Raw genomic sequence first — 13,253 nt, forward strand, 5'->3', positions numbered from 1 at the left:
GCGCCCGACGCTAGGCGAAGAGGCCGGCGCCCACGTACGAGCCCGCGACGGCTCCCGGAGGAACGGCCCAGAGGCCGGAGCCGATGTGGCGGATGTACTCGTTGAGCAGGTCCGTCGACAGCGCTCGCTGCAGCGTCACGAACTGCTCGGGCGAGCGCTGGTACGCGAGGAAGAACAGGCCCGCGTCGAGCCGGCCGAGCTCGGTGTTGCCGTCGACGTAGTTGTACCCGCGCCGCAGGATGCGGATGCCGCCGTTGAGGTCGGGGTGCGCGAGCCGCACGTGGCTGCGCGCGTCGATCGCCGGCCGGCCGGTCGCGCCGACCGCGGAGAAGTCCGGGGCGCTCTGCTCCTCGCCTCCCGACAGGGGAGCGCCGTGGGCCTTGTCCCGACCGGTGATGCGCTCCTGCTCGCTCAGCCGCACGCGATCCCAGGTCTCGATGAGCATGGCGATCTTGCGCGCCACCAGGTAGGAGCCGCCCGTCAGCCACGCGGGCCCGTCGCCGTCGCCGACCCACACATGGGCGTCGAGGGCGGCCTGGTCGTCGGCGAGGATGTTGGCGGTGCCGTCCTTGAACCCGAAGAGGTTCCGCGGTGTCGCCTGGTCGGCGGTCGTCTTCGAGGTCTTGCCGAACCCCAGCTGCGACCAGCGCAGCCGGGCGCGGCCGAAGGCGATGCGGCTGAGGTTGCGGATCGCGTGCACCGCCACTTGCGGATCGTCCGCGCACGCCTGAATGCAGAGGTCGCCGCCCGTGTGGTCGGGGGAGAGGTCCTCGCCGAGGAACGGCGGCAGCGTCGTCAGCAGGGCCGGCGCGCGGTCGGCGATGCCGTAGCGGTCGGTGCCGTCCGCGGCGGTGAACAGCGTCGGGCCGAAGCCGAACGTGATCGTGAGCCCGTTCGCGGCGAGCCCCAGCGCCTCGCCGGTGTCGTCCGGTGGCGCTTCGGGAGAGCCTCCGACGGCTCCGCTCGCCGAGACGTCGAGTCCCTGGGTCATCCGGGATGCCGCGTACGACCAGTCCTGCAGCAGCTCGATGAGGTCCGCGCGCGTGGTGCGGTCCATCATGTCGAACGAGGCGAAGTGCAGGTGGTCCTGCACGGGCGTCGTGATGCCCGCCTGGTGCGCGCCGTAGAACGCGTAGGGCGAGGCGGTGCCGGCCGCGCCGCGCGCCCGGCCGACCGCGACACCGGCGGCGGCGCCCGCTCCGGCGCCGACGGCGAGACCGGCGGCGCCGACGCCCGCGGCGAGGCCCAGGAGGCCCCGACGGCTCAGGCCTGCGCGCGGCGACGCGGCGTCGTCGGGGAGCTCCCCGCTCACTGCAGGATGGCGGACGTGAGCTTGGACAGCGGCTCCGCCAGCGCGTTGATGAGATCGGTGAGCTGACGCTTGTCGCTCTCGCTGAGCTCGCGGTAGTTCACGAAGCCGGCGCTGAGCGAGCCGTGCGTCGCGAGCGCCGCCTCGAGGTCGGCGTACCCGGCCTCGATCCGTCCCGCGAGCTGCGTGCCCTCGTCGCCCGAGGAGACGGCGAAGTCCTTGACGAGCGAGAACGCCATCTTCGAGCCTTCGACGTTGGCCGCGAAGTCGGCGAGGTCGGTGCCGCTCCACCAGTCCTCCTCGCCGCTGATCTTGCCCGTCGCGACCTCGTCGAGCAGGGCGATCGCCCCGTTGGAGATGCCGGCGACACCCTGCTCGTCCAGTGCCGTCTGGAAGGCGTCGGAGTGCACGTACGCGTTCAGCTCGGCGACGTCGGCGATCAGCTTGTCGCCGTGAGTCGCGCGCTCGGCGGCGGTGGACGGAGCCCAGTCCTTCCACGCCGACGTGGCGCCGTCGGAGTTGAGCGCGTCCTGTGCCGGCACCCAGAGGTCCTTCTCGATGCGGTGGAAGCCCGTCCACTCGAGACCCTCCGCGACGGCATCCACCTCGCGGTAGTCGATGCGCGGGTCGAGGTCGCCGAGCGATTCCGCGACCGGCTCGATGCGCTCGTAGAACGCGCGCGTGCTCGCGAACAGCGACCGCGCCTTCTCGTCGTCGCCGGCGACGTAGGCCGCCACGAACGCGTCGACGGCGGGCACGAGCTGCTCGACCTGGTCCTTCACGAACGCCGCGTAGAGACCGACGGCCTTCTGCTTCTGTTCCGCGTCGTCACCGGCCGCCGTCACGGCGTCGCCCGTGACCGAGAAGCCGGCCCGGCCGACGCCCTCGCCCACCATCCCCGGCTTGCAGAGCGTGAAGTAGTCCCCCGGCTGCGCGACGAGGGTCAGGGTGCGCGACGCGCCGGGCGCGATGTTCTCGACCTCTCCCACGATGCGCAGCCCGTCGTCGGCGAGCAGGTAGAACTCCGTCACCTGCGAGCTCGCGTTGCTCACCGAGAACGTCAGGGTCCCGCTCGTCGCGGTCGCCGTGGACACCTCGCACGACGTGTCGGTCGAGGTGACGGTGAGTGCGTCGGAGGCCGTGACGTCGCTCTTCGCGACGCAGCCGGCCAGCACGAGGGAGACGGCGCCGAGTGCGGCGACGGCGCCCCAGGTACGCATGCGGGTCATGATGCTCCTTGGTGATGCGGAACGGGCGGGATCACGGGGGATGCCGCGGAACGGGCGGGCCGGCGGCGCAGGCCGCGGACGAAGAGGGTGCCGACGACGGCGAGGTAGAGGACCCAGGCGACGACCTGCAGCCAGGTCATCTGCGGCATGAAGCCGACGGTCGCCTGGAGGAGGACGGCGAGCGGGCCGCTCGGCGTGATGGCCGCGCTGACGTCGAACGCCCAGCCGAAGGGGAAGGCCGACAGGCCGACGGCGACGTTGCCGGCCGCGTCGACCGGGGCGAGGGCGGAGAACGGCCCGGGAAGGGCGCCCGCCTCCTGCAGATCGTGGACGGCGTAGGCGAGCACCCCGGCGGCGACGATGACGAGGAACGCCCCCGTCCAGCCGAAGAACACGCGCAGGTCGAGCCGCACCATGCCGCGCGCGAGCAGCCACCCCAGCAGCACGGCGACCGCGAGTCCGAGCAGGGCGCCCGCGAGCGCCGTCGGGGTGTCGCCGAAGGACTGCACCATCGACCACAGCAGGAGGGTCGTCTCGATGCCCTCGCGCGCGACCGACACGAACCCGATCAGCACGATGCCCCACAGCCCGCCCGTGGCGAGCGCGCGGTCGATGCCGCCCTCCAGCGTCGCCTTCATGGTGCGCGCGGTGCGCTGCATCCAGAAGATCATCCAGGTGACCATCCCGACGGCGACCAGCGAGAGCAGTCCGCCGATCAGCTCCTGCGCCGTGAAGGTCAGGGCGTACGCGCCGAAGGTGAGGACGGCGCCGATGCCGACGGCGAGGGCGATGGCCAGCCCGACGCCGATCCACAGTCGCGGCAGCACGTCGCGTCGGCCGATGCGGCCCAGGTAGGCGACGAGGATGCCGACGACCAGCGCGGCTTCGAGGCCCTCGCGGAGGCCGATGAGGAAGGTGGCGAGCACAGATGCTTCTTCGGGTGAGGAGAAGAGAGGCCGGTGCCCGCTGCCCCATCGCAGTCCCACCGGGCCCCCGTTGACGGAGGATCCGGTGAGGTTAGGCGAACCTCACAAGATGCGAGGGTACACCGCCCGCGCGGCGACGCTCAACCCGCACCCGTCGCGCGGCCGAGCCTCAGCCCTGCGCGTGCCGGTCGAGGAAGGCGTACACCTCTCCGTCGTCGACGCCGGGGAAGGCTCCCCGCGGCAGCGGCGAGAACATCTGCATGTGCACCCGCGCGCTCGGCCAGGCGCGTCCCGCCCAGCGCTCGGTGAGCGCGGCATCCGGCCGGCGGCAGCACGACTCGTCGGGGCACGTGGAGCTCGCGCGCTTCTGCGTCTCGCGTCCGCGGAACCAGCGGGCGTCGTCGAACGGGACGCCCACGGTGATCGAATACTCGCCGTCGGCCGTGCGGCCCGTCTGGCTCGAGCACCAGAACGTCCCCGCCGGGGTGTCGGTGTACTGGTAGTGCTCGACGGTGCGGTTCTGCTCCGCGAAGGCGGACCGCGCGGCGAAGCGCCGGCAGACGACCTGGCCCTCGACCGACCCCGTGACATCCAGCGGCAGCGGCAGCCCGTCGTTCTCGTACGCGCGGCTGATCGCCCCCGACCCGTCGACGCGCAGGAAGTGCAGGCGGATGCCGATGTGCTGCGTCAGAAGGTTCGTCAGCCGCATCCCGGCCGCCTCGTGCGTGACGCCGAACGCGTCGCGGAAGTCTTCGACGGCGAGGTTGCGGTCCTTCTTGGCCTGGGCCAGGAAGGCGACCGAGGCCGTCTCGGGCATCAGGCAGCAGGCCGCGAAGTAGTTGATCTCGAGCCGCTGCTGGAGGAAGTCGGCGTAGTCGGTGGGCGGCGTGTGCCCCAGGAGGCGGTGCGCCATCGCCTGGAGTGCCATCGAGCGCAGTCCGTGGCCGCCGGGGATCGAGGCGGGCGGCAGGTAGATGCGTCCGTTCTCGAGATCGGTCACCGAGCGCGCCGAATGTGGCAGGTCGTCGACGTAGATGAGCTCGAAGCCCAGCTGTGAGGCCATGATGCTCACCGTGCGGTGGGTCAGGGCCCCCGTGACGTGGCCGGCCGCCTTCAGCTGCTTCTCCGCGAGCTTCTCGACGTCGGGCAGGTAGTTGTCCTTCGCCCGCATGCGCAGGCGCAGCTCGGTGTTGGCGCGGCGCGCCTCCTCGGGCGTCGCGATGGCGGCACGCTCGCGACGCTGCAGTTCGCGGTGCAGGCCGAGCACCGACTCGATCGTCTCGTCGGTGGTCGCCTTCGTCACCCGGATCGACGGGATGCCGAGGGCCCGGAACACCGGCGAGGCCTGAGCGCGTTCCAGCTCGAGCTCGAGGGCCGCCCGGCGGTTCGGCGGCTCCGGGGAGAGCAGATCGGTGACGTCGGTGCCGGTCGCACCGGCGATCGCCTGCAGCAGCGAGAGCTTGGGCTCGCGCTTGCCGTTCTCGATCAGGCTGAGCTGGCTGCCGGCGACACCGACCAGGCCGCCCAGCTCGTCGAGGGTCAGGCCGTGCGAGACGCGCTGGTGACGGATGCGGTGTCCGAGGGTCGACAGCTCGAGGGGGGTGGGCGCCATTCCTTGAGCATAGCGAAAGAAAAGCGATTCTTGACACCGAGGTGGCTGATAATCGGGCGCATTCAGCCCGCACAGTGGAAGGGACGCACCAGACATCCGCTGCCACGCCGAAGGAGCTGACATGGCCATCGCCGACCTGTTCACCCGCCCCACCGCCGTTCTTCCCGCGGGCGGGAGCGCACCCGCTGCACCCGCCCGGTTCGGACGGCGCCCCACGGCCGCCGGCGCGGGTCTCGAGGAGCTCTTCGCCTGGGTCGACGAGATCGCCGCTCTCACGCAACCGGCCCGCATCCACTGGGTCGACGGCTCCCGCGCCGAGAACGAGGCGCTGCTGCGCGAGCAGGTGGAGGAGGGCAAGCTCATCAAGCTCAACCCCGAGTGGCGCCCCGGCTCGTACCTCGCCCGCTCGCACCCGAGCGACGTCGCCCGCACCGAGGCGCGCACCTTCATCGCGTCGGCGCGGGAGGAGGATGCCGGCCCCACCAACAACTGGGTCGCCCCGGAGGAGATCCGCGCGACCATCACGCCGCTGTTCGACGGATCGATGCGCGGGCGCACGATGTACGTCGTCCCCTTCTCGATGGGAGCCGTCGGCGGGCCTCTCTCGCACATCGGCGTCCAGATCACCGACAGCGCCTACGCGGTCACCTCGATCGGGATCATGACCCGCGTCGGCACCGCCGTGCTGGAGCAGATCGCCGACGGCAAGCCGTGGGTGAAGACGGTCCACTCGGTCGGAGCCCCGCTGGCCCCGGGCCAGCAGGACGTGCCGTGGCCGTGCAACGACGAGAAGTACATCGTGCACTTCCCCGACACGCTCGAGGTGTGGTCGTTCGGCTCCGGCTACGGCGGCAACGCGATCCTGGCCAAGAAGTGCTTCGCCCTGCGCATCGCCTCCGTCATCGGACGCGACGAGGGCTGGCTCGCCGAGCACATGCTCCTCATCCGCGTCATCAGCCCGGAGGGGCGCAGCTTCCACCTCGCGGCGGCCTTCCCCTCGGCGTGCGGCAAGACGAACCTCGCGATGCTGCGTCCGACCATCCCGGGCTGGCGCGTGGAGACCCTGGGCGACGACATCGCGTGGCTGCGCCCCGGCGAGGACGGCCGGCTCTGGGCGATCAACCCCGAGGCGGGCTTCTTCGGGGTCGCGCCCGGCACGGGACAGTCGACGAACGTCGCGGCCGTGGAGACGCTCTGGGGCAACACGATCTTCACGAACGTCGCGCTGCGCCCCGACGGCGACGTGTGGTGGGAGGGCCTCACCGACGAGGTGCCGGATGAGCTCACCGACTGGGAGGGCAACCCCTGGACGCCCGCATCCGGGCGGCCCGCGGCGCACCCGAACTCGCGCTTCACGGTGAGCGCGGGTCAGTGCCCGCAGATCGCTCCCGACTGGGAGGCCCCCGAGGGCGTGCCGCTGGACGGCATCCTCTTCGGCGGACGCCGGGCCACCAACGTGCCGCTGGTGGTGGAGGCCACCGACTGGACGCACGGCGTCTTCCTCGGCTCCAACATCTCCTCCGAGCGCACCGCCGCCGCCGAGGGGACCGTCGGCGAGCTGCGCCGCGATCCCTTCGCGATGCTGCCGTTCTGCGGCTACAACATGGCGGACTACTTCGGCCACTGGCTCGCGGTCGGCCAGCAGCTGCGGTTCGACCGCGCGCCGCGCATCTTCCAGGTGAACTGGTTCCGCAAGGGCGACGACGGCCGCTTCCTCTGGCCCGGCTTCGGCGACAACGCGCGCGTCATCGACTGGATCATCCGCCGCATCGAGGGCCGGGTGTCCGCCGTGGACAGCCCCATCGGGCGGCTGCCGCTCACGGACGACCTCAACCTCGCCGGCATCGAGGTGCCGCAGCGCGATCTGGACGCCCTCTTCGAGATCGACCGCGACCTGTGGCTGCAGGAGACCGACCTCACCGAGGAGTTCTACCGCACCTTCGAGGGCCGCGTCCCGGCCGCGCTCTACGCCGAGCTCGCGGCCCTGCGCTACCGCCTCCGGCGGGAGGCGTGAGCGGGCTCAGCCGGGGGTGATCCGGCTGACGCGCACCGTGACCCGGGCATCGGGGTCGCCGATCGCGTCGCGGACGCGTGCGGCGACCTCGCGGGACACCTGGGCGACGCGCCCCCCGGTCACGCCGATGCTCACCGTCGCCTCGACGGCGTCGGCACGACGCACGACGACGCTGTAGGCGCCGTCCGGCGCGACGGTCGCCCGCCACAGGCGAGCGGGCAGGGGCGCGGCGTAGTACAGCTCCGCGACGCCGGCGACGGCGCGCGCGGCGGCATCCACGGTCGCCGCCAGGTCGGAAGGGCGCAGGCCGTCCGCCGCGGGGATCGACAGGTCGCTCATCGCTCGTCCTCCCGCACCCGCAGCGAATCGACGACCACGTCGATCTCGCCCACCGTCCACTCGGCGTACTCCTCCAGTGCGTGCCGCACGCGCGTGCGCACCCGGTCGGCGACGCCGGGCAGCCCGTCGCCGCGCAGGACGACGGCGTGCAGCACGCTGATCGTCATCCGCACGTCGACCCGCGCGGCGGTGTCGACGTCCACGTCGACGCGCTCCACGAGCACGCCCTCCACGTCGTCTCCCGCGTCGCGGACGAGTCCGCGTACCGCGCCCTCGGTGACGACGATGCGAACGGGCTCGTCGTCGATCAGCGGCAGGTCGCGTCCGGCCCGCGACTCGCGAGCCACCTCGCCGAGGATCTGCTGGAACCACGACTCCGACACGTCGGTGCGGGCGTCGTGCTCGACCAGCTCGCGCGACAGCGCCCCGAGCCGATCCATCGAGTCGAGGACGGCGCGGCACTGCGGATCGCCCTCGATGGCGGCGATCGCCGGGGTGCGCCCACGGTCGTGGTACGCGGCGAGCTCCTCGAGGGTGTGGCCCGACTCTCCGATCTCCTCGCGTGTCATCTCGTTCACCTCCAGTCCTGCATGCGGTCGTAGATGGTCGCGCGTGCTCGCGCCAGGCGGCCGCGGACGGCCGTGGCCGAGACGCCGAGCTCGCGGGCGATCTCGTCGTAGCCGTACCCGCTGACCTCGCGCAACAGCCACACGGTGCGCTGCTCGACCGGCAGGTCGTCCAGCACGCGCCGCAGCGTGTCCAATTGAGAGGATGCCACGGCGGACTCGTCGGGCGTCGGCTGCAGCGCTTCGGGCTCGGCATCCTCGATGGGCGTCGAGGGGCGCGCCGAGCGCAGCCGGTCGGTGGCCTTGCGGGCCACGATCGTCGACAGCCAGGAGCGCACGCGTGCGGGCTCGCGCAGTTCGGGCAGTCGCCGCCAGGCGACGATGAGCGCCTCCTGCACGCAGTCGTCGGCGTCGGCGCGCGAGCCGAGCAGGCGCGTCGCGAAGCCGATCAGGTACCCGCTGTGGCGACGCACGAGCACGGCGAAGGCGCGCTCGTCCCCGTCGGCGGCGCGCGCCGCGAGCACGCCGTCCTCGACGAGCGTCAGCGTCTCCACACGCCCTCCTTCCCCTGTGCTCCCTCGTGCCGCAGCGGCACGGTCCCCCCCCGGTCTACGACGACCGTGCCACGAACGCGGCGGCGCGCCAAGGGGTTGCGCGCGGCCTCCCGCAGCGTCTATGCGGACGGTGTCGGGGTCACGTCCGGCACCGGCGTCACGGCACTCAGCGAACTGCCAGGGAATCGACCGTGACGATCGGGCCGCGGCGCCCGTCACACTCGTGAACGCCCTCACCCGAGGGTGCGGAAAGGACACAGATCATGGCCACCACGACCACCCCCACCCCGAACGCCGCTCCCGTCGCCGGCGGCGGCAAGACCGTCATCGTCGACCCCGTGATCGCGAAGATCGCCGGCATCGCGGCATCCTCCGTCCCCGGCGTGCACGCCCTCGGCGGCGGCGCCGCCCGCGTGATCGGCAGCATCCGCGAGGCCGTCGGCGCGAAGGACCTCGGCCAGGGCGTGAACGTCGAGGTCGGCGAGAAGCAGGTCGCCGCCGACATCACGATCGTCGCCGAGTACCCCGAGCAGCTGCAGCGCGTGGCCTCCGACGTCCGTGCGGCCGTCGCCGACGCCATCACGGAGCTGGCCGGCATGGAGGTCACCGAGGTCAACGTGACCGTCGTGGACGTCCACATCCCGGGTGACGACGACGCGCCCGCCCCGGAGCGCGTCCAGTGACCGGCGCGAGCCCCACGGTGTGGGGCGCCGTCGCGGGCGCCGTCCTGGCCTTCGCCGTCCTGGCGTTCGGGTTCTGGGGCATGGTGCTCGTGGCGGTGCTCGCCGCCCTCGGCGGTCTCATCGGCGCCGCGGTGTCGGGTCGCATCGACCTGCGCGCGGCGATCGACGCGGCCCGCGGACGGCGGGTGGGCTGATCATGGATGCCGCACGGATCCCCGGTCGGGTCACCATCGCCACACGGGCCTACGAGCGCGTCGCGGCGGCGGTGCTCGCCGATGAGCTGGGCGTTCCCGCCCGCGCGGCCCGCGCGAGCGTGCGCGACGCGGGCGGGGCGCTCGCCCTGGATCTCACCAGCGGCATCCGCGGCGACGCCGAGCCCATCGCCACCGGCGCCGCATCGGCGCGCACCCGCACCGGCGAGCGCGTGACCGAGCTCACCGGTGCCCGCGTCGGCGAGATCCGACTGCGCATCACACATCTCGTGACCGAAGAAAGGAGCGGCTCGTGAACACGACACCGACGACGGCGGACGCCGTCCCGGCGGAACGTCCCGACCGCGTCGAGCGGGCCGCCGCGAAGCGTCTGCAGGGGCGCTCGCGCGCCGTCTGGGTGGCCGTCGCCCTGCTGGTCGCCGCCGCGGTCGCGGTCCTGCTCGCCGTGGAGGCGGTGCTCGCCGCGCTCGGGCAGCCGCCCGCGCTCGTCGCCCCGGACGCCATCGGCGCCGCGCTGACCGGCGGCGGGACGACGGGGACGATCGTCGCCGCGACCGCCGCGGTGTTCGGCCTCCTGTGCCTCTGGGGCGCACTCGCCCCCGGGCGCACGCACCGCCGGGCCCTCGCCGCCGGGCGGGTGCCCCTGGTCGTCGACGACGCCGTCATGGCGGGCGCGCTGTCCCGCACGGCCGGCAGCGCCGCGGCGGTGGCCGCCTCCCACGTGACCACCCGGCTCGGCGGGCGCCGCGCCCGGGTCTCGCTCACCCCGTCCACCGGGTTCCCGGTCGACCGTGAGCGGGTGTCGCGCGCGGCCGACGACCTGCTCACCGAACTCGGCGCCGCGCCGCGTCTGACGGCGCGGATCGACGTCGCCGCGGAAGGACGACTCTCATGACTCTCGGGGCCCGCGTCCTCAATCGCGCGATCCTGCTCCTGCTCGCACTCGTGGCCGGCGCGGTCGCTGTCACCGCCGCCTGGCCCGTCCTGGCGGGCGGGCAGCCGATGCCGCTGCTGGCACCGATCGCCGACGCCGTCCGCAGCACGGGGCTCGCTCCCCGGGCACAGGCCGGGATCGCCGCCGGCATCCTGGCCCTGGGCGTCGTGATCGCTCTCGCGATCGTCCTCACCCGTGGCGAGCGCCACGTGCGTGCGGCCGTCGACGACGGGGGGATCGCCATCGACGACGGCGTCGTCGCCGACCTGCTGCGGCGCTCGCTGGCCGACGTGCCCGACGTGCTGACGGTGTCGGCGGTCACCCTCCGTCGTCGCCGCGGCCGTCTCGTGCGCGTCCGCGTGCAGGTGCGCCCCCGCGCCGACCTGGCACTCGTCCAGCGTCGCGTGTCCGCCGCCGTGGCCGACACCGATCGGCGCCTGGGGCTCGCCCTCCCGCTGGTCGTCCAGCTCACGGGCGGGCTGCGGTCCGCCTTCGCCCACGAGCGCCGCGTCGCCTGACGCCGTCGAACGTCCCCGCCTGCCGGGGATCCCTGAGAAGAACACCCAGAACCACCACAGAGAAAGGAGACCCCCATGGGCCTCGCAGACGACATCAAGAACACCGCCGAGAACCTGACCGGCAAGGCCAAGGAGGCGATCGGCAACCTCACCGACAACGACAAGCTCGTCGCCGAGGGCAAGGCCGACCAGGTCAAGGCCCACGCGAAGGACGCGGCCGCCGACGTCAAGGACGCGGCGAAGGACGCGAAGGACGCGCTCGGCGGCAAGTGAGCCGACCGTGACACGCGAAGGGCCCGCCGGCGTCGGCGGGCCCTTCGTCGTGTCGGCGGATCAGACCAGCAGCTGGTGCTTCGCCAGGTCGCGATACAGCGGCACGGTCTCCACGAGCTCGGAGTGCGTGCCCTGGCCCACGACGCGGCCGTGGTCCATCACCACGATCAGGTCGCTGTCGACGACGGTCGACAGACGGTGGGCGATGACCACGAGCGTGCGGCCGGTCGCGACGGCGTCGATCGCCTCGCGCATGCGCTGCTCGTTCAGCCCGTCCAGCGACGAGGTCGACTCGTCCAGCAGCAGCACCGGGGGAGCGGCCAGCAGCGCCCGCGCGATCGCGAGGCGCTGGCGCTCGCCGCCGGAGAGCATGACGCCCGCCTCGCCGACGGGGGCCTCGAGTCCGAGGGGGGAGCGCTCCAGCACGTCGCCGAGGTTGACGGCGCGCAGCACCCGCTCGCAGTCCTCGTCGGAGGCCGTCGGCGACGCCAGCCGGAGGTTGTCGGCGATGGTGCCGGCGAGGGTCGGCGCATCCTGCTCGACGTAGCCGAGCTGGGCGCGCAGTCGCGTGCGGTCGATGCCGCGGAGGTCGACGCCGTCGAGCAGGATCGCCCCGCCGGTGGGGTCGTAGAAGCGTTCGATGAGGGCCAGGGTGGTCGACTTGCCGGCTCCGGACGGCCCGACGAGGGCGACGCGGGCGCCGCGCGGGACGCGGAAGGACACGCCCCGCAGCACTTCGCCCGGGGTGTCCGACACCTCGACGGTGGCGTCGGCGTGCGCCTCGGCGAGCAGGGCCGCGGCTTCCGCCTCCGAGCGGCGGCGCGCGCTGACCACGGCATCCGGGTAGGAGAACCGGACGTCGCGGAACTCGATCGTCGCCGGCGGCGTCTGGTCCTCGTGCGCGGCGGCGGTCGAGATCGGCGAGGTGCCGACGGCGACGGATGCCGCGACCTCCGCGTCGCACGCGGTCTCGGTGCGCAGATCCAGCACCTCCTGGATGCGCCCCAGCGCGCCGAGGGCCTGTCCGACGGAGGTGATCGCCCCGAAGAACGAGCCCAGGGGCTGGACGAGGAAGAAGAGGAACATCACGAACGTGACCAGCCCGGCGATCGTGATGGCGCCCGAGGCGACGCGGAACCCGCCGACGCCCAGGACCACCAGCAGCGACAGCTGCAGCGCGACGCCGGCGACCGGCACGACGAACGCCGACGCCTTCGCGACCTGCACGCCGGCCTCGTACGCGCCCCGCGCGGTGTGCTCGATGCTCTCGCGCTCGCGCTCCGAGGCCCCCGAAGCACGGATCGTGCGAATCGATCCGACCGCGCGCTCGACGCCCGAGGCCAGCTCGCCGACCTTCTCCTGCTGCACGGCGGTCGCGCGACGGATGCGCCCGCTGAGGGCCACCACGACCGCGACCGACGCCCCCACGACGACGAGGATGAGCGCCAGCAGCACCGGATCGATGATGAGCATCGCGACGATCGCGCCGACGAAGATGAGCGCATTGCCGATCGAGTCGGCGAGGCCCTGGGTGAGCACGGCGTACAGCAGCGTCGTGTCGGTGCCGACGCGCGAGACCAGGTCTCCCGTGCGACGCGCGTCGTATTCCTGCACCGGCAGGTGCAGCAGCTGGGCGATGAGGCGGCGGCGGCTCGAGTAGACGACCGCGGTGCCCGTGCGCTGCAGCAGGAAGTGCTGGATGCCGCTGATCACCGACGACGCGACCACGAGACCGACCAGCACCCAGACGAGCACCCCGAGCGGATCCTCCTTCTGCACCCGGTCGATGACCTGGCCGACGACGAGCGGCTGGGCGAGCGTCGCGACCGCGGCGAGCACGCTGAGCACGGCCACGACGACGAGCACACCCTTCTGCTCGAAGACGAAGGGGAGGAGCTGTCGCAGGCTCGCGCGGGGCCCATCGTCGGCGGGACGGCGGCGGCTGCGGGACGGGCGGGTGGTGCTGGCAGAAGACATGGGAGCTTTCGGGCGGTGTTCGGGTGCCTCTATCTTCTCTCTCGGCGGCGCCGCGCGGGGTCACCCTCCCGCTTCCCGCACATCCGGATGCCGAGTGACGCCCATCC

The 13,253-nt window shown here is 72.9% G+C and carries 15 protein-coding genes; 7 read left to right on the forward strand and 8 right to left on the reverse strand.

Features of this window, described 5'->3' with window-relative positions:
- Positions 1 to 10: 10 nt before the first annotated feature.
- The 4 genes from efeB to AC6CQV_RS02155 all read right to left on the reverse strand — a co-directional run bounded on the left by efeB (position 11) and on the right by AC6CQV_RS02155 (position 5,076).
- Positions 11 to 1,312, reverse strand: a complete 1,302-nt coding sequence (gene efeB / locus AC6CQV_RS02140) for an iron uptake transporter deferrochelatase/peroxidase subunit (RefSeq protein WP_492491781.1) — start codon at positions 1,310 to 1,312, stop codon at positions 11 to 13.
- Positions 1,309 to 2,538, reverse strand: coding sequence for an iron uptake system protein EfeO (gene efeO, locus AC6CQV_RS02145; RefSeq protein WP_060961023.1), 1,230 nt, complete (start codon positions 2,536 to 2,538; stop codon positions 1,309 to 1,311). Before efeO ends, efeB begins: the two co-directional genes overlap by 4 nt.
- Positions 2,535 to 3,464: an iron uptake transporter permease EfeU gene (efeU, locus tag AC6CQV_RS02150; protein ID WP_498260132.1), complete on the reverse strand. Its 930-nt coding sequence runs from the start codon at positions 3,462 to 3,464 to the stop codon at positions 2,535 to 2,537. The genes efeO and efeU overlap by 4 nt, the downstream gene beginning before the upstream one ends.
- 169 nt (positions 3,465 to 3,633) lie before the next feature.
- A complete protein-coding gene (locus AC6CQV_RS02155; protein WP_060961021.1) occupies positions 3,634 to 5,076 on the reverse strand; it encodes an XRE family transcriptional regulator in 1,443 nt (480 codons plus the stop codon).
- A 121-nt stretch (positions 5,077 to 5,197) separates the two neighbouring features.
- On the opposite strand from AC6CQV_RS02155, the gene AC6CQV_RS02160 reads away from it, so the two are divergent.
- Complete coding sequence (locus tag AC6CQV_RS02160) at positions 5,198 to 7,090, forward strand: phosphoenolpyruvate carboxykinase (GTP) (RefSeq protein WP_205283370.1); 1,893 nt, start codon at positions 5,198 to 5,200, stop codon at positions 7,088 to 7,090.
- Between the two features lie 6 nt (positions 7,091 to 7,096).
- Here AC6CQV_RS02160 and AC6CQV_RS02165 read toward each other — a convergent pair whose 3' ends face one another.
- The 3 genes from AC6CQV_RS02165 to AC6CQV_RS02175 are packed head-to-tail and all read right to left on the reverse strand — an operon-like array spanning position 7,097 to position 8,549.
- Entirely contained in the window at positions 7,097 to 7,429 is a 333-nt protein-coding gene (locus tag AC6CQV_RS02165; RefSeq protein WP_498260133.1) for a hypothetical protein, read from the reverse strand.
- Positions 7,426 to 7,998, reverse strand: coding sequence for an Asp23/Gls24 family envelope stress response protein (locus AC6CQV_RS02170; RefSeq protein ID WP_061782042.1), 573 nt, complete (start codon positions 7,996 to 7,998; stop codon positions 7,426 to 7,428). Before AC6CQV_RS02170 ends, AC6CQV_RS02165 begins: the two co-directional genes overlap by 4 nt.
- 5 nt (positions 7,999 to 8,003) lie before the next feature.
- Positions 8,004 to 8,549 (reverse strand): RNA polymerase sigma factor, encoded by a 546-nt coding sequence (locus tag AC6CQV_RS02175; protein ID WP_060961017.1) that lies wholly within the window; start codon positions 8,547 to 8,549, stop codon positions 8,004 to 8,006.
- A gap of 263 nt (positions 8,550 to 8,812) precedes the next feature.
- Between AC6CQV_RS02175 and AC6CQV_RS02180 the strand changes: the two genes are divergently transcribed.
- The 6 genes from AC6CQV_RS02180 (at position 8,813) to AC6CQV_RS02205 (ending at position 11,169) form a co-directional block, all read left to right on the forward strand.
- The gene (locus AC6CQV_RS02180; RefSeq protein ID WP_060961016.1) at positions 8,813 to 9,232 is read left to right on the forward strand and encodes an Asp23/Gls24 family envelope stress response protein; all 420 of its coding nucleotides are present in this window, start codon (positions 8,813 to 8,815) and stop codon (positions 9,230 to 9,232) included.
- The gene (locus AC6CQV_RS02185) at positions 9,229 to 9,426 is read left to right on the forward strand and encodes a DUF2273 domain-containing protein (RefSeq protein ID WP_060961015.1); all 198 of its coding nucleotides are present in this window, start codon (positions 9,229 to 9,231) and stop codon (positions 9,424 to 9,426) included. Before AC6CQV_RS02180 ends, AC6CQV_RS02185 begins: the two co-directional genes overlap by 4 nt.
- A 2-nt stretch (positions 9,427 to 9,428) precedes the next feature.
- Positions 9,429 to 9,740 (forward strand): hypothetical protein, encoded by a 312-nt coding sequence (locus AC6CQV_RS02190; RefSeq protein WP_061782043.1) that lies wholly within the window; start codon positions 9,429 to 9,431, stop codon positions 9,738 to 9,740.
- Positions 9,737 to 10,339: a DUF6286 domain-containing protein gene (locus AC6CQV_RS02195; RefSeq protein ID WP_061782044.1), complete on the forward strand. Its 603-nt coding sequence runs from the start codon at positions 9,737 to 9,739 to the stop codon at positions 10,337 to 10,339. The genes AC6CQV_RS02190 and AC6CQV_RS02195 overlap by 4 nt, the downstream gene beginning before the upstream one ends.
- On the forward strand, positions 10,336 to 10,896 hold the full coding sequence (locus AC6CQV_RS02200) for a hypothetical protein (RefSeq protein ID WP_498260134.1): 561 nt from the start codon (positions 10,336 to 10,338) through the stop codon (positions 10,894 to 10,896). The genes AC6CQV_RS02195 and AC6CQV_RS02200 overlap by 4 nt, the downstream gene beginning before the upstream one ends.
- Positions 10,897 to 10,971: 75 nt before the next feature.
- A complete protein-coding gene (locus AC6CQV_RS02205; RefSeq protein ID WP_036314858.1) occupies positions 10,972 to 11,169 on the forward strand; it encodes a CsbD family protein in 198 nt (65 codons plus the stop codon).
- 60 nt (positions 11,170 to 11,229) lie between these two features.
- Here AC6CQV_RS02205 and AC6CQV_RS02210 read toward each other — a convergent pair whose 3' ends face one another.
- On the reverse strand, positions 11,230 to 13,146 hold the full coding sequence (locus AC6CQV_RS02210; RefSeq protein WP_061782046.1) for an ABC transporter ATP-binding protein: 1,917 nt from the start codon (positions 13,144 to 13,146) through the stop codon (positions 11,230 to 11,232).
- Positions 13,147 to 13,253: the final 107 nt, after the last annotated feature.

It is taken from the genome of Microbacterium sp. EG9, assembly GCF_059759475.1.

Excerpts from the sequence above, each read along its gene's own strand:
- efeO (WP_060961023.1), bottom strand. The coding sequence starts at position 2,538 with ATGACCCGCATGCGTACCTGGGGCGCCGTCGCCGCACTCGGCGCCGTC.
- AC6CQV_RS02155 (WP_060961021.1), bottom strand. The coding sequence starts at position 5,076 with ATGGCGCCCACCCCCCTCGAGCTGTCGACCCTCGGACACCGCATCCGT.
- AC6CQV_RS02160 (WP_205283370.1), top strand. The coding sequence starts at position 5,198 with ATGGCCATCGCCGACCTGTTCACCCGCCCCACCGCCGTTCTTCCCGCG.
- AC6CQV_RS02165 (WP_498260133.1), bottom strand. The coding sequence starts at position 7,429 with ATGAGCGACCTGTCGATCCCCGCGGCGGACGGCCTGCGCCCTTCCGAC.
- AC6CQV_RS02170 (WP_061782042.1), bottom strand. The coding sequence starts at position 7,998 with ATGACACGCGAGGAGATCGGAGAGTCGGGCCACACCCTCGAGGAGCTC.
- AC6CQV_RS02180 (WP_060961016.1), top strand. The coding sequence starts at position 8,813 with ATGGCCACCACGACCACCCCCACCCCGAACGCCGCTCCCGTCGCCGGC.
- AC6CQV_RS02190 (WP_061782043.1), top strand. The coding sequence starts at position 9,429 with ATGGATGCCGCACGGATCCCCGGTCGGGTCACCATCGCCACACGGGCC.
- AC6CQV_RS02200 (WP_498260134.1), top strand. The coding sequence starts at position 10,336 with ATGACTCTCGGGGCCCGCGTCCTCAATCGCGCGATCCTGCTCCTGCTC.
- AC6CQV_RS02205 (WP_036314858.1), top strand. The coding sequence starts at position 10,972 with ATGGGCCTCGCAGACGACATCAAGAACACCGCCGAGAACCTGACCGGC.
- AC6CQV_RS02210 (WP_061782046.1), bottom strand. The coding sequence starts at position 13,146 with ATGTCTTCTGCCAGCACCACCCGCCCGTCCCGCAGCCGCCGCCGTCCC.